Origin of the sequence: Pseudohongiella sp., assembly GCF_040877505.1 — a bacterium.
GTDB lineage: Bacteria > Pseudomonadota > Gammaproteobacteria > Pseudomonadales > Pseudohongiellaceae > Pseudohongiella.
This window is the reverse complement of the sequence record NZ_JBBDNQ010000019.1, coordinates 23170-46407: the sequence shown is the minus strand read 5'-3', so window position 1 is coordinate 46407 and position 23238 is coordinate 23170. Positions and strand designations below refer to the sequence as shown.

The following is a 23238-nucleotide window of genomic DNA, read 5'->3' as shown; positions in this document are numbered from 1 at the left end:
ACGGCTGTACGTCAGAGTGCTTCTGGCGTATAATCGCCGCCCTTTTATTGAATTCCCCGCGCCTGCAGGCACCATTATGTCGACCACACCCGTTCAGGATCTCAGTTTTGCTGAGCTTGATCTTCCCGCATTTCTGTTAGAAACACTTAGCAAAGTGGGTTACGAAAAACCCTCGTCAATTCAACAGGCGACCATCCCGGCCTTGCTGCAAGGCAACGACATCGTGGGCATGGCGCAAACCGGTACCGGTAAAACGGCGGCATTTGCCCTGCCAGTGCTGGCGCATATTGACGTCACCAATCCCAAAACTCAGGCGCTGGTGCTGTGTCCCACGCGTGAGCTGGCAATTCAGGTCGCGGAAGCGTTCCAGACCTACGCGCAGAACATGCGCGGCTTTCATGTACTGCCAGTATACGGTGGGCAGGAGATGGGACGTCAGCTGCAGGCGCTGCGCCGCGGCGTTCATGTGGTGGTGGCCACGCCCGGTCGTCTGCTCGACCACCTGAATCGCAAATCGCTGGATCTGGGAAGTATCAAGACGCTGGTACTGGACGAAGCCGATGAAATGCTGCGCATGGGTTTCATTGATGATGTGGAACTGATTTTACAGAAAACACCACCGACCCGTCAGGTCGCGCTGTTCTCTGCCACCATGCCGTCTGTGATCCGGCGCGTGGCAGAAAAATACCTGAACAACCCGATTGAAGTGAGCATCAAAACAGCGACCAGTACCAATGCCAATATCGAGCAGTTTTACTGGCTGGTGCAGGGCACCAACAAGCTGGATGCGTTGACGCGCATGCTGGAAGTCGAAGAGTTCGACGGCATGATCATTTTTGTGCGCACCAAAAACAGCACGCAGGAATTGGCCGACAAACTTAACGCCCGTGGTTTTTCTGCCGCGGCGCTTAACGGTGACATGAACCAGCAGCTGCGCACGCGTACCGTCGAGCAATTGAAAAACGGTCAGTTGGATATCGTGGTGGCAACCGACGTCGCTGCCCGTGGTCTGGATGTCGAGCGCATCAGTCACGTGATGAACTATGACATCCCCTACGACAACGAAACCTACGTTCACCGTATAGGCCGTACCGGCCGCGCCGGCCGTAGTGGCAAGGCGATTCTTTTTGTCGCCCCGCGCGAACAGCGCATGCTGCAGTCCATTGAACGTACCACGCGTAAAAAAGTCACCCGCATGGAGCTGCCTACTCGTGGCGAGTTAATCCTGCATCGCAGTCAGCAGTTCAAGGAAACCATTGCCGCGGCCCTGGCCAATGACAACCTGGATTTTTTCCAGGGTTTGATTGCTGATCTTTGCAGCGAACACAACTGCACCGTGGAAGAAGCCGCCGCCGCCATGGCCTGGCTGCTGCAGAAAGACCGGCCGCTGGAGCCTTCGTTCAAAGATGTGGGTGTTGCCAAATCCGGTTACGGTAAAACGCCTGCAGTTAAAGCCGGCAAGTCAGACAAGGCCGCTGCCAACGTACCGGATGTTGATGCTTTTGTTGCCAGCGCCCGTGTCGCCGACACCAGCGCACCTGCAGACAAGCCCGCGCGCAAAGTCAAAAGCAAACCGCCGATGCAGGATCTGTTTGGTTCGTTAAACGATGACGACTTTACCGGCGATCCGGTGTCTGATCGTCCGGCGCGCAAACGCCGTGAGGAACGCCAGTTCGAAGATGGTGAAGACGTGGCCATGGAGCGCTTCCGCATCAAGGTCGGTCACGAGCATGGCGTGACGCCGCGCGAGATAGTCGGCGCCGTTGCCAACGAAGGTGGTATCGAAGGCCGCTACATCGGCCGCATCCAGATCTATGACGACCACACCACCATCGATCTGCCGCACGGCATGCCCGATGAGGTGTTCCAGACCCTGCAACGCACGCGTGTCTGCAACCAGGCGCTGGACCTGGAGCGCATGAGCGCGGCCGAAACTGCCGCGGAAAAAGACACCCGACCCGAACGCAAGCGCCCGGCCTTTAACAAAGATCGTCGCGACTCTGCTGGTGGCGATGCCAGGAAACCTGCTTTCAAGAAAGAGGGTTTCAAGAAAGAGGGTTTCAAGAAAGAAGGCTTTAAAAAAGAAGGTTTTAAGAAAGAGGGGTTCAAAAAGGAAGGCTTCAAAAAGGACGGGTTCAAGTCCGACACAGCCAAACCTGAAGGTTTCCGAAAAAACCGCCCCGACCGATCCGACGGTGCCCCCGCGGCCGCCAGTGAACGACCCGCGCGACGTCCGCGCGAGGACTTCAGCGAGCCAGCGACAGCGCCAACAGGTGAGGCCGGTGACAAGCGCTTTACGCCCAAACCCAAAGCGAAAAAGCGCGGCGGCCCCAAGGTCAGAATGGATAAGGACAAAGGCAAGCGCAGGACGCCCAGCAAAAAGCCTTGAGCGTAATGGAACAGCCTTGAGCGTAATGGAACAGCCTTGAGCGTAATGGACAGCCCTGAGCGTAGTGGAACAGCCTTGAGCGTAATAGGAAAGCCCTGAGCTGAGCGCCTGACCAAAGAGAGCAACCGATGAGCCTGACACTCGCCAGCCTGATCGCATTGTCCAGTGCCATGCTGGTACTGGCGGCACTGCCCAGCATCAGCGTGCTCGCCGTCACCTCGCGCGCACTAAGCGGCGGTTTTCGTCACGGCGCTGCCGTCAGCGCGGGTGTTGTGACTGGCGACATAATCTTCATTGTAGTTGCCTTGTTCGGGCTGAGTCTGTTGCAGGACACCGCCGGCGACTGGGGCGTGTATCTGAAGTATCTGGCAGCGGCCTATCTGCTGTGGATGGCACAGGCGATCTGGCGCTCGCGTAACGACACCGGCGGCGCTCCCGATGTCGCACAGCAAAGCACGACTGCTGCGGCATCATTGCTGTCCAGTTTCACCAGTGGTCTGCTGCTGACCCTCGGGGACCAGAAGGCAATCTTCTTCTACCTCGGTTTCTTTCCCGCTTTTGTTGATCTCAACGCGGTCACCCTCGCCGATATCCTTGTCATTGTGCTGATTACCATTATCGCCGTCGGTGGCGTCAAACTGTTGTATGCCTGGTTGTTCAGTCGGGCAGGGCGAGCGCTGGCACAAACCAGGCGCGCCCGCCAGCTGACGGGGCTGCTCAATGGTCTGGCAGCGCTGATCCTGGTGCTGGCCGCCGCCATGGTGATTCTGAGATTCTGACAGTAGGAGGCCAAGTGAAAATCGTTTACCGCGCCAATGACATCATCGAAGCTCATATCGTGGCCGGCATGCTGCGCGCCAATGATATCGAACCCCATGTTGGCGGGCACTACCTGCAAGGCGCCGTCGGCGACCTGGCCATGGATGGGTTCGCCAATGTGCTGGTGGCCGAAGATGACTATGATGCCGCCATCCAGCTGGTGCGCGAATATGATGCTTCTGCTGCGCAGAACGATGGCAAAGAAGAGGATAGCGCCGCGGAACCTTACAAGCCCTGGCTTGCCTGACCCGCCCGTAGCAATAAAGAGGCCCCTGCATGATCAAGCGTATTGGCGATACCGACATACTGGAACACCACCGCCTCAGTTGCCACTGCGGCGCCGTGGTGATGGAGATGCACCTGCCCGACGGTGTGGTCGCGCCCAGGCGCTGTGACTGCTCCCTGTGTCGCCGCCGTGGCGCCATTGCCGGCACCACCTCGCTGGATCGCATCCGCATCATCAAGGGTGAAGACCAGCTTCGCCTGTACCAGTTCAACACCCGTGTCGCCAAACACTACTTCTGTCAGGTCTGTGGTATCTATACCCACCACCAGCGGCGCTCCAACCCCGCCGAGTACGGCTACAACATTGCCTGCCTGGAAGGCGTCAACCCGTTTGCGCTGGGCGAGGTTGAGGTGATGGATGGCGTGAATCATCCGTCTGACAGGAAGTAGGGCGTTGTCTGACGATGCCGGGTACGTCGATCTGGTACTGTTCTTTGCTAAAGCGTATCAGGATAAAAAATCGACGCATTGCCCCATTTGGCTAGTATCCGTCATTGCCGGAATATGCTATCAAGCTATTTGAATTCGCGTTTTCTGGTACAAACGCGCCAAAATTAAACGTTATCCCCCAATAAGGTGTTATGCACCTTACTGGCGGTAGCGTGTCTGGAGATTGGCCGCCACAGGCTACCCCAGCCTATCCAACGGGCTTGAAGTGCCGACATAGTGGCGTCCCAGCACATGTGTATAAATTTGTGTTGTATTCAGATCATTGTGACCCAGTAACTCCTGAACTGTTCGTATATCAGCACCCCCTTGTAGTAAATGCGTGGCAAAGGAGTGCCGGAACGTGTGTGTGCTGATCTTTTTACAGTCCAGCTGTGCTTGACGGACAGCGATTGCAAGAAATTTGCGTACAACGGAGTCGTGCAGATGGTGGCGACACAAGGTGCCGTCGATCGGGTGAGTGCTAAGATTGTTCGCCGGGAAGATATGAGCCCAGCCTGCCGTGCGGAAGGCGCTCGGATACTTGCGAGCCAGGGCGGTTGGCATTGATGCACCGACGCCCTGAAGGTTGTCCCGCGCCTGAATCACCAGGGCATGTTCAATCTGAGGTTCCAGCAAATTGACTGTGCTGGCGGCGAGCAAGGTTTGCCTATCCTTACGGCCTTTGCCGTCACGTATGGTTACTGACATGCGATCAAAATCGACGTCCTGGACCCTCAGCCTGAGACATTCATTGATGCGCAGACCGCTGCCGTAGAGCATTTGGATAATGAGTTTGTTACGGCCGCTTAGTTGATCGAGTATACGTCGGACTTCGTTCACAGAGAGTACAGTCGGTAAATGTCGCTGCTTTGACGCCAGAGTAAAACCAAGCTCGCCAAGTTCGCGTTGAAGGAACTTATGGTACAAATAGACAAGCGCATTAAGCGCAACCTTCTGTGTATTGATAGCGACTTTACGATCCGCCGCCAGATAGGTAAGAAACCCGCGGACTTCAGTGGCACCGGCATCAGCAGGATGCCGCCTGTCGATGAAGTAGATATAGCGGCGTATCCAGAGAATATATGTCTTCTCGGTGCGCAAGGCATAGCCGCGCAAGCGCATATCGCGGCTAAGCTCCTGTAAGAATGGGCTGGTCATCTGAACCTCCTTGTTCAGTCTGGCTTTTTAGGTTTCGAATTAGTGTTATAGCACGCATATCAAGATATGCGGCGGCACGCTGAACAAGCCAACTCTCAAGGTAAAATGAAGTGATTGTTGAATATCAGAGGGTTATGATGAGTTTCTTAGATGGGGCTGTATTGACATGTCGTGCAGGAACGCCCATTAATCGTGCTGGCGCACGATACAAATGTTAGGCATTAATCAGTAGCAGACATCAGGAGGTGTCATGGAAATCAGTTTGCTTGTCAGCATCATATGTGTAGGGGTAGGTGCAACTTTGATAATGGATCTTTGGGCATTGTTTCTAAAGAAGGCTTTTGAGATTCCATCACTAAATTATTGCCTCGTTGGTCGCTGGCTTGCGCATATGCCCAATGGTCGTTTCGCTCATCAGGGCATCGGAAAGTCTGAGCCAAAATTTCTTGAGTGCCATGTCGGCTGGGTTGCGCACTACGCAATTGGCGTGGCATTCGCTGCTGCTCTAATCGCAATCACGTCGCCTACCTGGTTGCAAGAGCCCACGATAATCCCGTCTATAATTTTTGGCTTGGCAACAGTGGCGGTACCGTTCTTTTTGATGCAACCATCATTTGGATTGGGAGTGGCGGCATCTAAGACGCCGAATCCGAACCAAGCCAGACTTAGAAGCCTTATGGCGCATGCATCCTTTGGAGTGGGGCTTTATATTGCCGCACTAATATTCAGCGACATACTACCTACCCATGCCTAACCAGGCCAATCACGGCGACGGCTTTTTCGTTGCGGCTTCGCCTCCACTACAAAGCCGCGCGTGTTGGCGGCGTTAGGCAACCGAGAAATTAACTATGCAGTGGTTAGTCGACAACCAAGGGTTTGTAACCTTGCTCTTCACAGGAGTGGTCACGTTGTCCACGGTTGTATACGCGTTTCTGACCTTTTTACTTGTCTCCGAAACCCGAAAAATGCGGCAGGTTCAGACTGAACCAAAAGTATCCGTGTACTTTGAGCCTTTCGAGGAGTATATGAACTTTGGCTGTCTCCATATAAAAAATATTGGCCAAGGTCCAGCCTCGGAAATTGCCATTGAACTGCTCCCAGGTGGATCCAAGGAAGGAGCTGAAGCGTTTATATCCGATTTCAAGAAAGTCAAAGCAGTATCCAAGGGAGCAGCATATCTAGGACCAGGTCAGGAAATTAGATCTCAGTATTCCTCGTTCGTCGAAAACTATCAGGAAAAAATAAAAGCAATTGTCATCGCCAACGTCTCCTACAAAGGAGCCACGGGAAAGCGGTATTCCGATTCGTTCCGCATAGAGTTTTCCGAATTTGAGGGTGCCGGTAGGCTAGGAGCTCCCCATCTCTATTCCATGGCCAAAAGCTTGGAGAAGATTCAGAAGGATATAGGAAATCTAGCAACGGGATTCAGCAAACTTAAGGTGTCTATGTATGACCATGAAGACCGAGAACGTGAAGCAAAAGAATGGGAAGAGGAGAGAGCCCTCTTCATGAGAGAACAGGACCAGGACAATGGCTAACAAACATTTAAAAGCGACCAAAGTGTGTCGGTAGGCACTATTATCAATGGGAGGCTATATGGCAACATACTGGATTACATTTCGTATCGCTTATGAATCAGTAGGTGGTAGGTCGTATGATGACCGATATGACGCATTTACTGAGGCAATTGTTGCTAATGCTTCCAATTATTGGGCACAGACCACATCTTTTTACATAATCGAATCGAGCAGCAGCATCGATACACTGACGGAGACCCTCAAGCGAAAGTTTGCGCCCTCCAAAGACTTGTTTCTCATCCGGCAAGTTGACACGAAGTCGGCCAAGATTTGCGGCCAAAATGAGGACAACGATATCTTTATTTTCATGCCATATTTGAAGCGAGCGTGATCAAGTGAACGAACTTTCCGTGAATAACATGCCTAACAAGGCGTTCCTGAGCGACCAAAGCATGTCGTCCTGCCTTTTGCTGGCGCAAAAGCCACGCCGACATCCTTTGGCGCCAGAACAGCGGCGTTATGTTTTTCTGGAGAATTAGGTGCAATCTGAAAGGGATATTTCATTAAGGGTAATGGAGCAGGCGGACCTAGAGGCGGCGGCCGAAGTTCATCGTCTGGCATTCACTAGACAGCAACATTCGTTCAAATGGCTGGAAAGCAACCTCAATGCAACCCCCAAAACGTTTTGCTATGTTGCTTACGCTGAGGCGGCCTGCATTGGGTATATCATCTGGTCTCAGAAAGCGGGGTTTAGGCCGAGCGTGGTCCTCGAGCTTGAGCAGATTGCCGTATCTCCGAATTATCAAGGGAATGGTGTCGGTAAAATCCTTATCACAGATACATTGCCTGATGTCATTAGAAAGTTGAAGGAGCAAGGTGCCGTGTTGAAGCACATTATGGTGACGACGCGAGCTGACAACTACGCGCAACGTCTGTATAGGAATGTCCTGGGCGCTGAAGTGGAAGCTACTCTAGCAAACCTTTATTCAGAAGATGAAGTGATTATGGTTGCGCGAAATGTCAAAACATAACCAGGCCAAGCACAGCGACAGCTTTTTCGTTCCGGCTTCGCCTCCACTGCAAAGCCGCGCGTGTTGGCGGCGTTATGTGTCTAGTGCCATTAAATGAGTCAATGATGAAATATTGCATATTACTTGCTTTTCTATTGGTGACACAGAATGCATATACCGCGGCTCTTCTCTCCCATGAAAATTCTGATCCAGGCGTCGAACTGACGATCCGTAAAATGCTTTCAGGCCCTGTCGTCGCTTCGATTCATGCTTCAGTCGAAGCCCCAAATGAAAATCTGTACGAACCATCAGAGATTTACTTGAGCGTCGAGGATGGTAATAGATCATGGTGGGTACACACTCCCGACCATTTCGACTCAATGGACATAGTTCAATTTACTAATTCTTCGCACCTTTTAATTGTCTTGAGCACTCCAACTTCTACCTCGACTGCAACACTAGACCTGGATGATAGAACATTGTCTCTGATCGGTTCAGGTATCGGTGAAGTAATTTCTTTCAATCCCGAGGATCCTCTTATTCGATTAAACGGACAACGGGGTTACTCTGGTGAAGTGTTTTTGTATAGCTCCATTACGGACATAAAGGGGCGAGTTATCGAATTTCTGGCGGGGGATGGAAACTGCCGCCCGGTATCCGAGGTAGTTGCTGAAGGCGCTGATTTGAGCAGGCTTCAGCAATCTATGGATTATTGTGTAGGTGTGAGTCAATGATTCGATCGGAGACGTCACATAACAAACTGTTCCTGAGCGACCAAGGCAAATTGTCATGGCATTTGCTAGCGCAAACGCCCCGCCAATTCACCTCGGCGCCAGAACAAGGGCGTTAGGAGGCAACGTGACCGATAGCGTTACGCAAATATCAGATTTTCTACTCCAGCTTGACGGACTGAAATCGGTCAACCGTCGAACCTATATCAATGGAGGCGAACGTGTAGAGAACTCCGCCGAACATTCCTGGCACTTGGCGATGGCTTGTTGGGCGTTCTCTGAGTTACTTAAAGATGAATTTGACCTCTTAAAACTAATCAAGCTGGCGCTAGTGCATGATCTAGGTGAGATTGATGCCGGTGATACATTTCTCTATAGCGATAATAGATCCAATGCACATGCCGATGAACGTAGATGTGTCGAGAAGATCGCTTTGCACCCCGGTAACTCAATTTCGAATCTAGTGATGCTTTGGGATGAGCAGGAGATTGGAGAAAGCAAGGAGGCAAGGTTGCTGAAGGTCATTGATCGGCTGCTACCGTTTCTTCACAACATTACGAGTGAGGGGCGAGCATGGCAGGACAATAGGATCCAGAAGAGCCAAGTTCTAAAAATGCATAAGTTTATTGAGGGAGAACAACCAGATATACATAAATGGTTTCTCGCAAAGGTTGAGTATGCTGTGGAACAAGGATGGCTAAGAGCCTCCTAACCATCAATTGCACGCGACCAGCTGCGCTGGCGCGTGAATACGGGCGTTAAATGACAATAGGAGAGTTTTGAGTGAATTTAGAGAAAGTACAGGAAATACTTCTTGCCAATGGATACGTGGTCGATGAGATAAAAGCCATTGGCTATGGTCAACAAATTAAATTCACGAATGGCTCATCGGTGAATGTATATGATTCAGGAAAGTTAGTCGTCGGCGGTAAAGAACAAGACAATGTAAAAGCATTGCTTGGTCTTAATCCAGGTGGGCAACCAGCGGCTGTGCCGGCCGGCGGCATAGTACGTGGCAACAACAAAGTTTTCGTTGTTTATGGCCATGATGAGCCGGCTCGCACTCAACTGGAGGCCATGTTGCGGCGTTGGGGTATGGAGCCTTTAATCCTTGACCAGCTACCGTCGGAAGGTCAAACCATTATCGAAAAATTAGAAGCCTATACAGCGGATGTTCAATTCGCAGTTATTTTAGCCACACCTGATGACAAAGGCCATCGGTCAGAGCACCCAGATGAATCGGCGTACAGAGCAAGGCAAAATGTGGTGCTTGAACTCGGCATGTTGCTTTCAAAATTAGGCAGAAGACGAGTGGCAATTCTCCTAAAGCAACAAGAAAACATGGAGCGTCCTTCAGATATCCAAGGGTTAATCTATATCCCATTCAAAGATGATCTTGCTAAAGAGGCCGGATTAATACTGGCAAAAGAAATGTGCGCGCAAGGTTACAATATTGATGTGGCGCGCATCTAAGTTGTCATTTAACAAGCGGCAGCACGCGGACGGCGCTACGCGCCGCCGGTGTGCCGAGCGTTATGCATTCGAAACGGAAACTTGAATTATGATCGATGAAACAAATCCAGCTGGGCGACTGTATCGCATTTTGCTTGAAGCAAGGTCCCAGCCGCATAATCGAAATGTGCGCCAAGTGTGGGCAGAGGTCCTTAATTGTGACGAGAAAGACGACGCTGAGATATCTCGCCGGGTAGTAGAGGTTTACAGTTTGTCTAAGGAAGTGAAGGGCCTCATTGAGTTGTTGCCTGACCTGAACCATGATCTTTACCTAAAGTCGTACGAAAAAATTGATAAAGCCATCTTCCCGCTGAACTTGAACACAAACTGGCAGGGACAGCAGCAAGCTCTTTCCGATGATCTTCTCGCGCGCTTGCAATTTTGTGCTGAAGAGCTTGGCCGGCATTACTCAGAAGAGACCTTGAGTGATGAGGATCTAGAAGAAGTAGACAGCCTTATCTCGGAACTCTTCACCACCATATCGCAAAGTGAAATTGAAATCCCTTTGAGAATGGCGCTTCTAGAAGAACTCGAAAAGATCCGTAGGTCTCTGGCGATTTACCGAATAAAAGGGGGGCGAGGTGTAAAGGAGGCGCTTCAGTCTCTACTCGGTGCCGTCGTCGTTAACAAAGACGCTCTTTCTGAAGTAGGAGAAAAGAACCCAACGATGCTAAAGAAGCTGGGTTCGCTCGTAGAGAAGCTGGATGCGTTTACCGCGAGGGCTTTGCGACTTCACAAAGTGCTTTCCGGCCCAATAGGTAAAGCCTTGGAATTCCTCACAACAGGATCACCATAGAACATGCATAACAATCAGTTGCACAGAGACCAAAGTATGCTGTCATGCCTTTTGCTGACGCAAAAGCCGCGCCGGCACACTTTGGCTCGTGAACATGGGCGTTATGCGGCTTTCGCTGCAATGGAGAACTATGAAAATAATTAAAGGAATGCTACTGGTAATAATTCTAACTGGCATAGGCGTGTTCGCCTACAGCTACTATCGGTTCAATGAGGATCATCAAGAGATATTGTCAGTTCTAGAGTCCGAGAGCATGATTGCTTCAACCGAGTTAGGTCCTGTCGAATACATTATTAAGGGTGGTGACGGACCAATAGTGCTATTCCTGCATGGAATGCCCGGCGGCTATGATCAAGCGCCAGATAACTTGCCAGGATACCGGTTACTTGCACCTTCGCGCCCGGGATATTTGCGGACTTCGTTGGATCTGGGGGTAACGCCAGCACAACAAGCCGAAGTCTATCTCGCTTTATTGGACGATCTAGGTATTGACAGTGTAATCGTGCTCGGTGTTTCTGGAGGTGGGCCCTCGGCGTTGGAGTTCGCTGCCAAATTTTCTGAACGGACCGATGCTTTGATAATGATGGAGGCAATAAGCCAGAGATTTCCAAACAATGGGGAAATGTCGAGTTTAATGACCTCTGACTATCTCTACTGGGCCATGTTCAGAATACTGCTGGGTACGCAAGGATTAGAGGGTATGGCGAGTATGCAAATCCCAAATCAGGAGCAGCGTGAGGACGTTCTTGCCAATCACGGTAAGTCTCAAAGATTTGAGAATCTCCTGTGGTCAGTCTGGCCAGGGTCCATGCGAGAAAACGGTTGGGCAAATGATTTACATCAGGTTGATAGGCTTACTACGCCGCCCACTGTTACGGTTCCAACTTTGATAATTCACGGATCGGAAGATTCAACGGTGCCGGTAGAACATAGCATCCGACTTGCTGAGCAGGTTCCCAATGCTATGTTGCATGTAATAGATGGTGCGAGCCACCTTATGCCTCTTACGCATGAGGTAGAAGTGCGTAATTTGATGCTTGAATTTTTAAGCCGAAACATGAATTGAAGGAACCGCATAACCAGTACCTTCAGAGTGACGCGGCTCCGCCGCGCACCTGAGGTAGGCGTTATGAAGCCCCCAAGGATTAGAGACAGTGCTAGATGAGCTGGTGAGGCTTGAGAGAGAGTTACACGATCCATCTGTGCGTAAAAGTGCAGAAAGGCTCAATCAGCTATTGCACGATTCATTCGTCGAAATTGGCCGGTCTGGTAAAGTGTATGACAAAGCTGGGATATTGAGTTCTTTGGAATCTGAGCCAACACAAATGGTGTGGTCTCAGGACTATGAAACTCATATCATCAGCGATCGTTTGGTACTGCTTATTTACCGAAGCGCGCATATCGGAAGCGATGATCTTCTTTCCCGCTTTTCGCGCAGGTCCTCCTTCTGGGAAAAGGTAGGAAATACCTGGAAATTGAGGTATCACCAAGGAACACCAACCAGTGCGTTCGAACCGTCAGCTTCATAACAATGGGCTTCACAGCGACCAATTTTCCGCCGCTTCGCGGCTCCAAACTGACGCGTGAGCCGGGCGTTATGCGTCTATTACATGGATTAGCGAGATCGAATAATGACGAATCAAGAAAGTAAGTCAGGCAGTACTAAGAACCTTAGGATGAGGGTCCTTGCAATGTCTTTGGTATCAACTGCGATGCTGGTGCTTGTCGGTGTGCCAGCGGTCTTTGGATATAAGAGCCCGGTGCCTGCATTGATGCCTTTTTTACTTGGATTGCTTACGATCTGGATGGGCTATTATCATGTTCATATTTTCCACCGTCAGCATGACACGGGTAATGTGCACCATATAGACATTTAACGATAGCCTTAACTCTGCTAGCCGGCGCTACGCTTTCGAGAAGTAACAGGACCCATGCTCGGAACTTTAGTTCGCTTGGAAAGCCATATCAACTCTAGCCTCAATAAATATCACGGATCCTCACATTGTATATAGAAATTGAAGCAGCGACGCATAACAAACAGTTCCAAGGTGTCCAAAGTATTCTGTCATGTCTTTTGCTGACGCAAAAGGCACGCCAGCGTACTTTGGCACTTGAACATGGGCGTTATGTGCCCGGCGCAGTGGTACAGAGGAACTGTAATAAATGAATAGAAACAGAGTATATCCACTGGCGATAGGTCAATGCTTGATCTTAATTGCTTCGGGTCTATTCGGGCCTCTTGTCACTGCCCAACCACCGGAGCAAGCTCTTATTAATGCTGGTGGACAACGAATAAGCGTTCCTGTTGGCGATGTCAATATCGATAGTTGGTGGTTCGACGTTGGCCCTGAGATAGATGACCTAAAGCCAGCCCTAATTCACATACATGGTTGGAGCGAAGAGGGCATTCATACTGGCCGCTATTCAGCGATCTATGCACGAGCATTCTCAGCTGCAAGGAATATAGTAGGCTTGGGCGTGACCTTACGCGGGTGGCCTGGTACAGGCGGCGAAAACGATTGCGGGCTGCAACAACCTTCCGATATCTCTAAGATTATCGATTGGCTCGAGGTACAGCCTGGAATTGATCCGGATCGAAATGGAATCGTAGGGGGCTCACAAGGCGGCCAAGTAGGTTTGTTAGCAGCTGCAATTAGTAAAAAAGTGAAAGCAGTAGTTGCATACGCACCGCTGACAAATGTCACTACATGGCACGAATCAACCGATCTTGCGGAAGAAATGATTAACGAGTATGTGAACGGGACCTGCTCGACGCCGGGGACCAAGACTGATCGCTCACCAATCTTTGTGGCCGAGGATATAGAGGCCAATGTTCTGATTCTTCACGGGGAAGCTGATGAGCGAGTTTCGGTAAATCAAAGTATTTCGATGCATGAATCTCTCTTGGCAGCAGGAGAGAACTCAACTTTGATAACGATACCGAATGCCCCTCATGATCCTGGTGCTCCGGAGTGGGATGAACTTGCGACGCTCGAACGAGTTTGGAGCTGGTTAGATGGGAACCTATAAATCCGCACATAACCAACCGATCCTGAGCGACCAAATCATATTGTCATACCTTTTGCTTTCGCAAAAGCCACGCCAACATGCTTTGGCGCCAGATCAGGGGCGTTATGCGATTAAGCGCCCACCCACTGCGAGGAGATAGCTTTTGGGTTACCACGATGTTCAACAGGTTTGTCTTAATGGCCACCAGATTACAGATAACTACAACAGGTCGCCCGAGTTTCGAAAGAAGTTCTGCGATGAATGCGGCGAACGAACAATTCACCAATGCGAGAATTGTGACCGTCCCATAAAAGGAGACTATCATGTTGACGGTGTTTTCGTCATGGGTAGCACTCCAGTTCCAACTCATTGTGAAAATTGCGGTGAACAATTTCCTTGGACAAAGCGAGAAGGCGCAATGGCGAAGTCGTTAGCGGGAGGTGCAGAAATGGATTTCTTGAAAGTTGCCAGACAAATATGTTCCAGATTCCATCTCGTCGCGAAACAGCTGAGAAATCGGCATAGCGATAGACAGTCTTTGGAGGTCCAGGACGAATATGATGTGCAAGACCTTCTTCATGCAATGTTGCATGTCTTTTTTGAAGATATTCGTGCCGAAGAGCACACTCCAAGCTACGCCGGTGGGTCATCTCGCGTAGATTTTTTGCTGAAAGACCACCAAATTGTGGTTGAGGTAAAAAAGACGCGTAATACTTTAAAGGCCAAGCAACTAGGAGAAGAGCTAATTATTGATATAGCTAGATATAAGAGCCATCCAGACTGTAATACGCTCCTGTGCTTTGTTTACGATCCGGAGGGTTGGATAAGTAATCCGCGAGGATTGGAGAATGATCTCCAATGCGTTGAACCTGATTTTAAAGTGGAGGTTCTAATTGTCCCCAAGGGATATTAACGGCACGCATAACAAAGTCCAACGGTCGGACAAAATCATAGTGTTACGCCTTTTGCAAAAAGCGCAAAAGCCACACCACTATGCTTTCGCCGCTGAGGAGCGGCGTTATGTGTCTAGTGCCATTAAATGAGTCAATGATGAAATATTGCATATTACTTGCTTTTCTATTGGTGACACAGAATGCATATACCGCGGCTCTTCTCTCCCATGAAAATTCTGATCCAGGCGTCGAACTGACGATCCGTAAAATGCTTTCAGGCCCTGTCGTCGCTTCGATTCATGCTTCAGTCGAAGCCCCAAATGAAAATCTGTACGAACCATCAGAGATTTACTTGAGCGTCGAGGATGGTAATAGATCATGGTGGGTACACACTCCCGACCATTTCGACTCAATGGACATAGTTCAATTTACTAATTCTTCGCACCTTTTAATTGTCTTGAGCACTCCAACTTCTACCTCGACTGCAACACTAGACCTGGAGGATGGAACATTGTCTGTGATCGGTTCAGGTATCGGTGAAGTAATTTCTTTCAATCCCGAGGACCCTCTTATTCGATTAAAGGGACAACGGGGTTACTCTGGTGAAGTGTTTTTGTATAGCTCCATTACGGACATACAGGGGCGAGTTATCGAATTTCTGGCGGGGGATGGAAACTGCCGTCCGGTATCCGAGGTAGTTGCTGAAGGCGCTGATTTGAGCAGACTCCAGCAATCTATGGATTATTGTGTAGGTGTGAGTCAATGATGCGATCGGAGACGTCACATAACAAACTGTTCCTGAGCGACCAAGGCAAATTGTCATGGCATTTGCTAGCGCAAACTCCCCGCCAATTCACCTCGGCGCCAGAACAAGGGCGTTATGTGCTGGCAGGAGTATGACTTTGACCTGGAACACCTCAAAAGAGCCGCGATAATGAAATTCAACAGGAATCGATTCTGGCAACTTGCGACAGCGGTACTGGTATTCTTTCTAGTCGTTTCAGTTTCTCCGGAAGCAAGATTGGCTGGTTTACTTATAGAAACCTTGGGGCTTGAGTTTTTCCTATACTTGTTTCAAATCCAGATTCTTATCGTATTAGCATCAATTTATAGTCTGACGCGTCCGTATATTCTGCGGGTCAATACGTTCTTTGAGCGCATTGACCCGTACTATTTCGTTCCTACGAGGAAGATGGTGAAAACTTGTCCTTCGATCCTGGTTCATTCAGTTCCTTTCCTGGTCGGAGGCTATCTTATTGTGTTCCTAGGAATATCAGCCTATGCATAACGCTTTAAAGCTAGAAACAGTCACATATCTAAATATTTTTATATGGCCGCACATTAACTCTATAGAGCTTGGACTCGTAAAAGCGTATTGTAATTCGTATCTGTAGATACAAAAAATTGGATTTCTAGTTGGTCACACATAACAATCAGTTCCAGTCCGGCATCAGATGCAGAGGGTCTTTCGTGTTACTCGCTGCCGCGTAAACACTAACACGAAAGACCCTCTGAAACTGCCGCGGCTGAACTGGGTGTTATAAGGTTCGCGAGGCACCAACCCACGAATTCCTAACCGCTTTGAAATATAGGTACAAACCTTGACGAGATGATGCATGGATTTAAGGCGTCCGTACGAAATTTTGAGATTGTTCGCGAAGAATCTAAAGAGACGCCAGTTTTTCTTTTTAGGCACTTCCTTCTATTGGGTGCTATCGATCATCTCATTTATTGTGAATCGAAATTGGATTCAACACTTGAGAGACGTCGAGAACTACCAGAAAGCTTGTTATGTGACTGATGCGCTTTTGATCAATGTAGAATGTAGAGGCTTTTTCGGGGCTGGCATTGCTAAATTTGTACTTGGGTTGTATTGGGCGCAATATCAATCACTATTGGGGATCCTGCAAGGTGTGACAGTTCTTTCACAACTTGGCGTCGCGGAACTACTATTTTTCTTTTTCATCCTAATTTGGGCAGCTGCATTGTGGCTCCCATTGGCTTACCCTTTTTGGTACCTGATCCGAAGAAAACAGAAGCAACAGTAAAACCTTATAACAATTACATGCAGTACGCGCCCTCGGCGCCGGACACGGCCTTCGGCCGCGCCGCTGATGAAAACGCGCTATATTTCAAGGGAGACATCGTAGTGTCAGTGAACCAAGTTGAAAGGGCCTATCGAGCTTGGCCGATATTGATCAAGCGAGCCGAAAATCGCTCTACCATTACATACGGTGAACTCGGCCAAGCCTTGGGGGTGTATCACAGGGCAGTTCGATACGTTCTTGGTGTGCTCCAAGATTACTGCCTCGAAGAACGACTTCCGCCCCTAACCATTCTGATTGTCAATGCATCAGGTAGGCCAGGAACAGGCTTTATCGCATTTGATCTGGAAAACTTCGAAGAAGGGCTGGATAAGGTCTATGATTTTGACTGGAGAAGCCTTGATAACCCGTTTAGTTTCGCTGAATCGGGTGATTCCTACGAGTCTATAGTAACCTCCCTAACCCACGATCCATCGTCAGCCCCCGATATCTACACACGGGTGAAATCAAGGGGAATCAAGCAGATAATTTTTCGAAATGCATTACTTAAAGCGTATTCCAGCCGCTGCGCTTTCACCAATATCGCAGTACTAGAAACACTTGAGGCTTGTCATATAGTGCCATGGTCGCAAGCTAGTCCAGCAGAGAGATTGGACGTAAGGAATGGGTTGCTTCTAAACAGCTTTCATCACAAACTCTTCGATCGTGGTTACATCACGCTGACAACCGATCACCGGATTATCTACTACGACCCAAACGGAGAAGAGAGATCCTACTCAGATATAGAGCGTAGTCTCACGATTGAACTTCACGGTAAATGCATGCTTGTCCCTCACAGAGCTGCATTACGACCAGACGCAGATTGTATTACCAAACATCATGAGATCGCTGGCTGGGAGGGAAACAGCTTGAAATATAACCAAGCCATTAAATCCGCTTCCTTCGGTCGCCGGACGCTCGTACCTCGCGCCGTTTTTGGCAGGCGTTAGCCGGCGGGTGAGGTTTCGTAGCACGTCACACAAGAGTTGAACAGATGATCGAATCAACGTATTGGCGCCAGGAGCTGCGCGCGGAGTTAGTGTGGCTCAAGAGGCATCGGAGGTACCGTAGGTGGTCGGAGAAACAGGTTGTGCTATATGAACGGCGCCTGATGCTGGTGGCGTTCCAGGTACGCTCTTTGCTTGAGCGTCCGAAAGTAAATGATTGCGCTCGTAGCGCAAGGATGTCTGTACTCCGATACAAAAAGATCGGGAGCAAGCCCTTCACGTATGTTGGTGCGGGATTCCCGGAGGATCGATTTGACATGGAAAATCCGGAGCCTTTAGAACTAGGCGTCCTCGATGTCTGCAACCAGCTCATTCACTACTACTGGATGCAAACATGGTCAGAAGGTACCGCTTTTAAGGGCATGCTTGTCTTCTCAGATTTCATGCGGCCCAAGTGGGCTTATCAGCTTCTGATAGAGGACCTTATAAGCCTCTTCAGCACCTTTGCCAACGACTCCTCGGCAGTCACAGAGCTGAGGTTCCATTGGAACGAGAAGAAGCAGGACTATGTGGCACAATTTGCGCGTTAAAGAATTGAGGGCTAACAAGGCCAATCACCGCGACGGCGTTTTCATTGCGGCTTCGCCTTCACTACACAACCGCGCGTGTTGGCGGTGTTAAACGTACAAAACCACCCACCATAGAGGGGCTATGAGAAAAAGTAGAAAAACGATAACTAAGGGGTTAGGTGGCCCATATATTCATATTGACCGCCAAGTTGACGGCCACTCACTGAAGGAAATAGAGCTCTATCTTCAAAAAGAGGCGAGACTACTTTTATCTGGTAAGTTATCTGAAGATTTATCTATTCATGTAAAAGTCGTTGATGGCTCTGTAAAGGCTTACGTTATTTATGGGAGCTTAACCATTTTCAATCTCGTGGCCAATTACGGCTCTCTTAGAAGCGGTATAGACCACTTGGTGAAAGATATGCAAACAGCCTCTGAGAGAGTAATAGAGAAGTTCTACGAATATGAGGATGTGAGTTCCGAAGAGATAATCTATGCAGCCCGTCGACAAGGCATACCTGGTAAAATTCAACGCTACCTAAAAAAGCTGAATAGATTAGATGATTCGACTGTTAATGCCGAACAACGTAATGACCTTGTTGTTGAATTAGAAGAAGAATTACTTGATATTATTTATTTGTTGGAACATGAAGAAGACAGAAAGCTAGTTATAGACGCTTCGCCAACCCTAATTAGTAATAGCTTGCCAGATAATTTGCCCAAGCCTGCTAAGGGGGTGCTTGATCTTAGGTTTGAAGAAGATTTTCATCGGGACCATATCTATTATTCGCCAGACGTTAACAGGAGAAACACACCATTGCCTTCGCCTGAGCCCACAACTCCAAGCATAGGAAGGGCCACCTTAATTACACCAAGACGCGAAGACGGCGATGTTTAACAAGGCAATCAACTACGCGCCTGCGGCGCCGGACGCTCGTTCCTCGCGCCGGTTATTGCAGCGTTATACGTAATCACACCATGGAAGAACTAGCCAAAATTCTTAGTAATATTGACGAACTGGAAACCTGGAAAAGCCATGTTCAGGGCTATTCCAAATCTGAAGTGGCTTCCGCCTACAAAATGGCTCAACCCCTGTGGGTGAAAAGAATGGTTTCCGATAACAAGCTATTTTTACATCCAGATGTAATTGATCAACTAAAAGCACAAAATTGGCAACCGAGCGATGTGCAAAATAAGATGATATGGGCGAGCCTCCTAGGGTCTGATGAAGGCTCAGAGAGCAAAAAGAGAATGTATAAAGTTAAAGACAGCCTGATAAATAAATACGGCAGGGATTGGTGGGAAGATGTCTATACCCGTATAAAGCCTATCTATGCCGCAAAAGAGCGAATTAAAAAAATTCATTCTGGTCCGGCTGTGTCGGCATTTATAAGCAATACCTTCATAGGTTCAGAGGCCGCTAGTGAAGAGCGAAATCGGGCCTTGAGGATGATTCCGAAATCATGAAAACGTATAACAAGCCGCAGCAATCGCTCCCGTTGGTCGCTGGGAAAGCCAAAACGCTGCGCTTATTTGTCTGCCCCTGTGCGGGGCGTTATATGCTTCGGGGATCGCGATGACTGCAATCATTACGTCTACCGTCAGTGCGGAAGACCTTGAAATATATCGTCAGTGGGTTTCAGGCGAATGGGGAAGTGAACATTCTTTTGATCCACCAGAAGGCTCTCCCTCATTGCCTTCTCCTTTGCTAGCACTGACTGAGGGTGAACTGTCTGGTGGAATTTCGTTCACTTGGTATCCAAATCCAGGTAGATCGGAACAGGCACTTTGGATTAATACGTTATATGTTGAGTCCGAGTCGCGTGGAAATGGGTATGCATTGGACCTCATAGCTGCAGCGGAACAATGCGCCAAAGGAGTCGCTTGTGCTAGTGAGCTATTCGTATATACAGATGCTCCTGGGTTGTATGGAAAAAGGAATTGGTCGATTTTAAGCCAAGACGGGAAAATGACAGTGCTCTGCAAGAAGCTATAATGAGCCCGCATATAACAATTACATGAAGTACGCGCCTATTGGCGCCGGACGCCTGCTTCGCAGGCGCCGCTTATGAAAAGGCGTTATGTGTCCCGATCCGGCGGCAGTGCAAACTCCACTAAAACAAACAACTACTGAGGTGTATCTCATGGACAAAATGCTTACTTTCAAAGAAAAACGATACATCGAGAAAATAATGAGGAGCTCAAAGGAACGTGATCCCGTTATGTGGTCAAGCTGGGGAGGCTGGGTTTCATTTGCTCTGGGCGGTTTCCTCATTGTATTTGTATGTTTCTTAACTGTTTCTAATCTGAGCGCAGAGAATGTTAACTCTATATTGATGCCAGGCATCCTTGCTGGAATGGTTCTGCTTGTCGGGGGATATTGGACGCAGCACATGTAAAAGAAGGCAGAAGACGACGAAATCCTAGCGGGTATACTGAAAAAGGTGTTGAAGTAGATTAAAGGGCCGACACATAACAAGCCGCTCAAATTCGTTCCGCTGCGTCCGCGCCGTTTAGCGGAGCGTTATGTGCTTCGAGCAAGCGCAGCTTCATTTATACGATCTATAATAGTACAGTATGACTTAATTTGAATTAGGACATTGTCATGACAATTTCGGCACAACATATTGAATCAGAAGCACTTTCTCTCCCGAGAGAGGAAAGGACCCGGCTGGCGATGCACCTTTTGGAGAGCATCGAAGAAAGGCCGAGTATTGATCCGCGGCAAGTAGAGCTGGCCTGGGTCGCCGAAGCAAACAGGCGATATTTAGCATATCTTCATGGCGATGAGCAGTCGATATCTGCTGATGAAGTATTTGCCGAACTTGGGGCTGATGATCGTTGAAACCGGTTCGTTTCCTCGAGTCCGCGAGAGAGGATATCAGGCGGGAAAAGGGTTACTACCGAAAGATTAATCCTGAGTTGGCGCTGCGTTTTCAAAATGCTGTGGAGGTTGCAGTCAAATCTATAGCGAGCCAGCCTCTAGCCATGCAGGCATTGGAGAATGACATTCGTCGTTGGCCTCTTGAAACATTTCCACACGGAATACTCTACCGCGATGAAATCGAGTTCGTTCTTGTTCTTGCTGTTTTCCACCCGAAACAAGCGCCAGATAAGTGGCAAGAATTAGGCCGCACATAACCATCGATTGCACGCGACCAGCAAGCTGGCGCGTGAATGCGGGCGTTATGAGTTTCGAGGGGGAGTCGTACATGGATTTACAGTATATTGATTACTTTGATGAGATCAAAGGAAGAAGCAAAGCCGAGCAGCTCGACATTTTAGCCAAAGCTAGATATGAAGCATTTGTAGTGCAACGGCTTGTCTCCAGAGTAATCGGATACTTTGTGGTTCTATCGCTATCAGTTTTTGTGTTCACCACTGCTATAAAGTTCTATTTCGATCTAGGTTTGCTGTACGGTGGACTAGCGAACGCTCTGGTTTTTGCGCTCGGCTATTTTGTGCACAGACGACTGTATGGAAAGCTTTTGCATAAGGGATTAAAGAGTGTTCTTAATGCACAAAACTCATAACAAGCGCCTTCAATGTGACGCGCAAACGCGCACTTGAGGCGAGCGTTAGCGAACCAGAGGAAGAGTCATATGTAAATATTGATAGTAATTGTCGTTGTAGTCGTAATTCTTTTCATTGTCGGGGGTATGGATAACAATCGACCGGTATCATCATGGTCGGATGACAAACTGCATCGCATGCAAGCAAAATTGCAATACACAGGGAGCGCTGCAACGAAAGCAGGCAATTATGAATCTGCCAAGAAACACTTTGAAAAGCTGGAAGAGGTGAAGGCTGAGGTAGAAAAGAGGAAAACTCGGAGCGCCGACGATTTGGTGACCAAGGTTAGTGGGTTGAACCCTGTTGATGCTCTTAACTCGAATGATATGGCGCAGTTCATTGGCATGATGGGCAATAAGATGGCAGAACTGACAACTCGTACAATGAAAGAAAATTCGTGTTCTGAGGAGCAAGCTAAGGAAATAATTTCAGCTAGAATCGAAGAGATTGAGTCAGAGTTAAGACACCAAGGATTGTCTGAGGACGAGGTCGCCGCAACGTCCATGAAACGACTTCTCTCTCTATAAATGAGGTTTAAATTATGAGGTTTAATTTCCTCAAAAAGAATCCGGAACATGATTGGGTAAAGTTCTTTGGCGATCTTCCTCCGGCGACAAAGAAATCGAAACTTATAGAGATTTGCGGACGCAAAGATGTTTCAATTTATGCAGATGATTCTACTGAAAATGCCCATACGCCTCTTCGGGCGGTCGCTTCTGAGGCAGAGCTTGAGAGGAGGCTTCTCGCAAAAATGTCGGTTTCGTATTCTTTGCAGTCACGCAGGGTTGCAATTGCTGCGCTAATTGTTGCTATCGGCAGTCTAATTCTAGAATTTTTTGGCATGTGGAATCGCTAACAATCGGCTGCACAGCGACCGTTTTTCCGCCGCGTTGCGGCTCCAAACCGGCGCGTGAGCCGGGCGTTAGCAGCCAATCACGATTTGACCTTCCTTGCCAGTTGAGTAAAAAAGGGATATTTTATACTCATGAGCGATTTCGAGTACGATGACGACAAAAGCCAAGCCAACCTGAAAAAACACGGAATCGACTTTCTGGATGCCCAGGCTCTGTGGAAAGACCCCGATCTGCTGGAAATCCGTGCCAGATCGGACGATGAGCCCAGGTTTCTGGTCATAGGGCTTATTGGCCCAAAGCATTGGTCTGCAGTCGTCACCTACAGAAACGGAACGATTCGGCTCATTTCTGTAAGGCGTTCTCGGACAAGTGAGGTAGAGCTGTATGAAAGCTAAAGATTTTGACAAGAAGTTTGACCAGGACAAAAAGGACATCATTGATGATCTTGATTTGTCCACGGCGCGCCGCTCCAACCAGGAACATAAGCGTATCAATGTAGACTTCCCCTCATGGGTCGTAGAGTCGCTAGATCGGGAAGCGGCTCGTATTGGCGTTACCCGGCAGTCGATCATCAAGGTTTGGCTGGTTGAGCGTTTGAACGCAGAGGCTGCTAACAAACCGCTGAATGGTGACGCCGCAGGCGGCGCACATTAGCGGGGCGTT

The 23238-nt window shown here is 49.0% G+C and carries 30 protein-coding genes and 1 pseudogene; 30 read left to right on the top strand and 1 reads right to left on the bottom strand.

What is annotated here, in order from left to right:
- Positions 1-76: 76 nt before the first annotated feature.
- From WD071_RS07095 to WD071_RS07075, 5 genes and pseudogenes are all read left to right on the top strand, one after another.
- A pseudogene (locus tag WD071_RS07095) lies at positions 77-1189 on the top strand (DEAD/DEAH box helicase); the annotation flags it as partial.
- Positions 1190-1195: 6 nt separating this feature from the next.
- Positions 1196-2389: a DbpA RNA binding domain-containing protein gene (locus WD071_RS07090; protein ID WP_368047869.1), complete on the top strand. Its 1194-nt coding sequence runs from the start codon at positions 1196-1198 to the stop codon at positions 2387-2389.
- 128 nt (positions 2390-2517) lie between these two features.
- The gene (locus tag WD071_RS07085; protein ID WP_368047658.1) at positions 2518-3168 is read left to right on the top strand and encodes a LysE family translocator; all 651 of its coding nucleotides are present in this window, start codon (positions 2518-2520) and stop codon (positions 3166-3168) included.
- A 14-nt stretch (positions 3169-3182) separates the two neighbouring features.
- Positions 3183-3455, top strand: a complete 273-nt coding sequence (locus WD071_RS07080) for a DUF2007 domain-containing protein (RefSeq protein WP_368047657.1) — start codon at positions 3183-3185, stop codon at positions 3453-3455.
- Between the two features lie 29 nt (positions 3456-3484).
- Positions 3485-3883: a GFA family protein gene (locus WD071_RS07075; RefSeq protein WP_368047656.1), complete on the top strand. Its 399-nt coding sequence runs from the start codon at positions 3485-3487 to the stop codon at positions 3881-3883.
- A 237-nt stretch (positions 3884-4120) separates the two neighbouring features.
- On the opposite strand, the gene WD071_RS07070 is transcribed toward WD071_RS07075, so the two are convergent.
- Positions 4121-5080: an integron integrase gene (locus tag WD071_RS07070; protein WP_368047655.1), complete on the bottom strand. Its 960-nt coding sequence runs from the start codon at positions 5078-5080 to the stop codon at positions 4121-4123.
- 250 nt (positions 5081-5330) lie between these two features.
- On the opposite strand from WD071_RS07070, the gene WD071_RS07065 reads away from it, so the two are divergent.
- From WD071_RS07065 to WD071_RS06945, 25 genes are all read left to right on the top strand, one after another.
- On the top strand, positions 5331-5834 hold the full coding sequence (locus WD071_RS07065; protein WP_368047654.1) for a DUF2938 domain-containing protein: 504 nt from the start codon (positions 5331-5333) through the stop codon (positions 5832-5834).
- Positions 5835-5988: 154 nt separating this feature from the next.
- On the top strand, positions 5989-6618 hold the full coding sequence (locus WD071_RS07060; protein WP_368047653.1) for a hypothetical protein: 630 nt from the start codon (positions 5989-5991) through the stop codon (positions 6616-6618).
- 518 nt (positions 6619-7136) lie between these two features.
- Complete coding sequence (locus WD071_RS07055; RefSeq protein WP_368047652.1) at positions 7137-7628, top strand: GNAT family N-acetyltransferase; 492 nt, start codon at positions 7137-7139, stop codon at positions 7626-7628.
- A 101-nt stretch (positions 7629-7729) separates the two neighbouring features.
- Positions 7730-8341 (top strand): hypothetical protein, encoded by a 612-nt coding sequence (locus tag WD071_RS07050; RefSeq protein ID WP_368047651.1) that lies wholly within the window; start codon positions 7730-7732, stop codon positions 8339-8341.
- 124 nt (positions 8342-8465) lie between these two features.
- The gene (locus WD071_RS07045; protein ID WP_368047650.1) at positions 8466-9050 is read left to right on the top strand and encodes an HD family hydrolase; all 585 of its coding nucleotides are present in this window, start codon (positions 8466-8468) and stop codon (positions 9048-9050) included.
- A gap of 71 nt (positions 9051-9121) precedes the next feature.
- Positions 9122-9811, top strand: a complete 690-nt coding sequence (locus WD071_RS07040; RefSeq protein ID WP_368047649.1) for a TIR domain-containing protein — start codon at positions 9122-9124, stop codon at positions 9809-9811.
- Positions 9812-9899: 88 nt separating this feature from the next.
- Positions 9900-10646 (top strand): hypothetical protein, encoded by a 747-nt coding sequence (locus WD071_RS07035; RefSeq protein WP_368047648.1) that lies wholly within the window; start codon positions 9900-9902, stop codon positions 10644-10646.
- A 130-nt stretch (positions 10647-10776) separates the two neighbouring features.
- Positions 10777-11712 (top strand): alpha/beta fold hydrolase, encoded by a 936-nt coding sequence (locus WD071_RS07030; protein WP_368047647.1) that lies wholly within the window; start codon positions 10777-10779, stop codon positions 11710-11712.
- A gap of 88 nt (positions 11713-11800) precedes the next feature.
- Positions 11801-12175, top strand: a complete 375-nt coding sequence (locus tag WD071_RS07025; RefSeq protein ID WP_368047646.1) for a DUF4440 domain-containing protein — start codon at positions 11801-11803, stop codon at positions 12173-12175.
- A 634-nt stretch (positions 12176-12809) separates the two neighbouring features.
- Complete coding sequence (locus WD071_RS07020; protein WP_368047645.1) at positions 12810-13676, top strand: alpha/beta hydrolase family protein; 867 nt, start codon at positions 12810-12812, stop codon at positions 13674-13676.
- Between the two features lie 142 nt (positions 13677-13818).
- Complete coding sequence (locus WD071_RS07015; RefSeq protein ID WP_368047644.1) at positions 13819-14568, top strand: DUF2321 domain-containing protein; 750 nt, start codon at positions 13819-13821, stop codon at positions 14566-14568.
- 107 nt (positions 14569-14675) lie between these two features.
- A complete protein-coding gene (locus WD071_RS07010; protein WP_368047643.1) occupies positions 14676-15314 on the top strand; it encodes a hypothetical protein in 639 nt (212 codons plus the stop codon).
- Between the two features lie 168 nt (positions 15315-15482).
- Entirely contained in the window at positions 15483-15836 is a 354-nt protein-coding gene (locus WD071_RS07005; RefSeq protein ID WP_368047642.1) for a hypothetical protein, read from the top strand.
- Positions 15837-16535: 699 nt separating this feature from the next.
- A complete protein-coding gene (locus WD071_RS07000) occupies positions 16536-17582 on the top strand; it encodes an HNH endonuclease (RefSeq protein WP_368047641.1) in 1047 nt (348 codons plus the stop codon).
- A gap of 44 nt (positions 17583-17626) precedes the next feature.
- Complete coding sequence (locus WD071_RS06995; RefSeq protein WP_368047640.1) at positions 17627-18169, top strand: hypothetical protein; 543 nt, start codon at positions 17627-17629, stop codon at positions 18167-18169.
- Between the two features lie 121 nt (positions 18170-18290).
- Positions 18291-19046 (top strand): hypothetical protein, encoded by a 756-nt coding sequence (locus WD071_RS06990; RefSeq protein ID WP_368047639.1) that lies wholly within the window; start codon positions 18291-18293, stop codon positions 19044-19046.
- 80 nt (positions 19047-19126) lie between these two features.
- A complete protein-coding gene (locus tag WD071_RS06985; protein WP_368047638.1) occupies positions 19127-19615 on the top strand; it encodes a hypothetical protein in 489 nt (162 codons plus the stop codon).
- Positions 19616-19724: 109 nt separating this feature from the next.
- Positions 19725-20144: a GNAT family N-acetyltransferase gene (locus WD071_RS06980; protein WP_368047637.1), complete on the top strand. Its 420-nt coding sequence runs from the start codon at positions 19725-19727 to the stop codon at positions 20142-20144.
- A 609-nt stretch (positions 20145-20753) separates the two neighbouring features.
- Positions 20754-20993 (top strand): addiction module protein, encoded by a 240-nt coding sequence (locus tag WD071_RS06975; RefSeq protein ID WP_368047636.1) that lies wholly within the window; start codon positions 20754-20756, stop codon positions 20991-20993.
- Positions 20990-21289 carry a type II toxin-antitoxin system RelE/ParE family toxin gene (locus WD071_RS06970; RefSeq protein WP_368047635.1) on the top strand — a complete coding sequence of 100 codons (300 nt, stop codon included), beginning with the start codon at positions 20990-20992 and terminating at the stop codon, positions 21287-21289. The genes WD071_RS06975 and WD071_RS06970 overlap by 4 nt, the downstream gene beginning before the upstream one ends.
- A 71-nt stretch (positions 21290-21360) precedes the next feature.
- Entirely contained in the window at positions 21361-21681 is a 321-nt protein-coding gene (locus WD071_RS06965) for a hypothetical protein (protein ID WP_368047634.1), read from the top strand.
- Between the two features lie 126 nt (positions 21682-21807).
- Positions 21808-22248: a hypothetical protein gene (locus tag WD071_RS06960; protein ID WP_368047633.1), complete on the top strand. Its 441-nt coding sequence runs from the start codon at positions 21808-21810 to the stop codon at positions 22246-22248.
- Positions 22249-22262: 14 nt separating this feature from the next.
- Positions 22263-22577 (top strand): hypothetical protein, encoded by a 315-nt coding sequence (locus WD071_RS06955; RefSeq protein WP_368047632.1) that lies wholly within the window; start codon positions 22263-22265, stop codon positions 22575-22577.
- A 129-nt stretch (positions 22578-22706) separates the two neighbouring features.
- Positions 22707-22970 carry a BrnT family toxin gene (locus WD071_RS06950; RefSeq protein WP_368047631.1) on the top strand — a complete coding sequence of 88 codons (264 nt, stop codon included), beginning with the start codon at positions 22707-22709 and terminating at the stop codon, positions 22968-22970.
- A complete protein-coding gene (locus tag WD071_RS06945) occupies positions 22960-23229 on the top strand; it encodes a CopG family transcriptional regulator (protein WP_368047630.1) in 270 nt (89 codons plus the stop codon). The genes WD071_RS06950 and WD071_RS06945 overlap by 11 nt, the downstream gene beginning before the upstream one ends.
- Positions 23230-23238: the final 9 nt, after the last annotated feature.

Bases quoted from the DNA above. Each gene is read 5' to 3' on its own strand.
- WD071_RS06995 (WP_368047640.1), top strand. From the start codon at position 17,627: ATGATCGAATCAACGTATTGGCGCCAGGAGCTGCGCGCGGAGTTAGTG.
- WD071_RS07020 (WP_368047645.1), top strand. From the start codon at position 12,810: ATGAATAGAAACAGAGTATATCCACTGGCGATAGGTCAATGCTTGATC.
- WD071_RS06975 (WP_368047636.1), top strand. From the start codon at position 20,754: ATGACAATTTCGGCACAACATATTGAATCAGAAGCACTTTCTCTCCCG.
- WD071_RS06980 (WP_368047637.1), top strand. From the start codon at position 19,725: ATGACTGCAATCATTACGTCTACCGTCAGTGCGGAAGACCTTGAAATA.
- WD071_RS07075 (WP_368047656.1), top strand. From the start codon at position 3,485: ATGATCAAGCGTATTGGCGATACCGACATACTGGAACACCACCGCCTC.
- WD071_RS06950 (WP_368047631.1), top strand. From the start codon at position 22,707: ATGAGCGATTTCGAGTACGATGACGACAAAAGCCAAGCCAACCTGAAA.
- WD071_RS06960 (WP_368047633.1), top strand. From the start codon at position 21,808: ATGGATAACAATCGACCGGTATCATCATGGTCGGATGACAAACTGCAT.
- WD071_RS07035 (WP_368047648.1), top strand. From the start codon at position 9,900: ATGATCGATGAAACAAATCCAGCTGGGCGACTGTATCGCATTTTGCTT.
- WD071_RS07065 (WP_368047654.1), top strand. From the start codon at position 5,331: ATGGAAATCAGTTTGCTTGTCAGCATCATATGTGTAGGGGTAGGTGCA.
- WD071_RS07070 (WP_368047655.1), bottom strand. From the start codon at position 5,080: ATGACCAGCCCATTCTTACAGGAGCTTAGCCGCGATATGCGCTTGCGC.
- WD071_RS07005 (WP_368047642.1), top strand. From the start codon at position 15,483: ATGAAATTCAACAGGAATCGATTCTGGCAACTTGCGACAGCGGTACTG.
- WD071_RS06965 (WP_368047634.1), top strand. From the start codon at position 21,361: ATGGATTTACAGTATATTGATTACTTTGATGAGATCAAAGGAAGAAGC.
- WD071_RS07085 (WP_368047658.1), top strand. From the start codon at position 2,518: ATGAGCCTGACACTCGCCAGCCTGATCGCATTGTCCAGTGCCATGCTG.
- WD071_RS07010 (WP_368047643.1), top strand. From the start codon at position 14,676: ATGTGTCTAGTGCCATTAAATGAGTCAATGATGAAATATTGCATATTA.
- WD071_RS07030 (WP_368047647.1), top strand. From the start codon at position 10,777: ATGAAAATAATTAAAGGAATGCTACTGGTAATAATTCTAACTGGCATA.
- WD071_RS07090 (WP_368047869.1), top strand. From the start codon at position 1,196: ATGGAGCTGCCTACTCGTGGCGAGTTAATCCTGCATCGCAGTCAGCAG.
- WD071_RS06985 (WP_368047638.1), top strand. From the start codon at position 19,127: ATGGAAGAACTAGCCAAAATTCTTAGTAATATTGACGAACTGGAAACC.
- WD071_RS06990 (WP_368047639.1), top strand. From the start codon at position 18,291: ATGAGAAAAAGTAGAAAAACGATAACTAAGGGGTTAGGTGGCCCATAT.
- WD071_RS06945 (WP_368047630.1), top strand. From the start codon at position 22,960: ATGAAAGCTAAAGATTTTGACAAGAAGTTTGACCAGGACAAAAAGGAC.
- WD071_RS06955 (WP_368047632.1), top strand. From the start codon at position 22,263: ATGAGGTTTAATTTCCTCAAAAAGAATCCGGAACATGATTGGGTAAAG.
- WD071_RS07050 (WP_368047651.1), top strand. From the start codon at position 7,730: ATGATGAAATATTGCATATTACTTGCTTTTCTATTGGTGACACAGAAT.